1 protein-coding gene is annotated in these 398 nt (G+C 61.6%); it reads right to left on the bottom strand.

Annotation, left to right across the window (positions count from 1 at the left end; genetic code table 11):
- Nucleotides 1-398, bottom strand: a 398-nt coding sequence (locus tag R2A130_RS17145) for an Ig-like domain-containing protein (protein WP_009465473.1), incomplete at both ends; no start/stop codon positions are given.

Below are 398 nucleotides of genomic sequence, written 5' to 3'. Positions count from 1 at the left end.
AACCGCACCGGAGACCGGGCTGTCTTCATTGGTGGTGACCGCATCATCTGTGGCGGCAGGAGCGTCGTTCGTCGGCGTCACCGTCACGATCAGCGTGGCCGTGTCGCTCGAACCCGCTCCGTCTTCCACCGTATAAGTGATCGTCGGGAACACACTGCCGCCGGCAGAAAGATCCGTGTTGTAGTCGGCATCAGGTGCAAACGACCATGTGCCGTCCGTCGCAATCGACACAAGACCAACACCCGGGATCGTCACCGCTCCGCCACCGGCACCAACCGGGGCGTAAACCGTGGGGGAAGAACCAATCGTAAAGCCGGTAACGCTCAGAACATCGGGAGACGGATTCGTGGTGTCGGCATCCGTGTCGTTCGCCAGCAGATTACCCGACGCAGGGATCG

It is taken from the genome of Ahrensia sp. R2A130, from assembly GCF_000179775.1.
In the GTDB taxonomy this organism is placed as follows: domain Bacteria; phylum Pseudomonadota; class Alphaproteobacteria; order Rhizobiales; family Rhizobiaceae; genus Pseudahrensia.
This window is presented reverse-complemented; position numbering and strand designations above follow the sequence as displayed.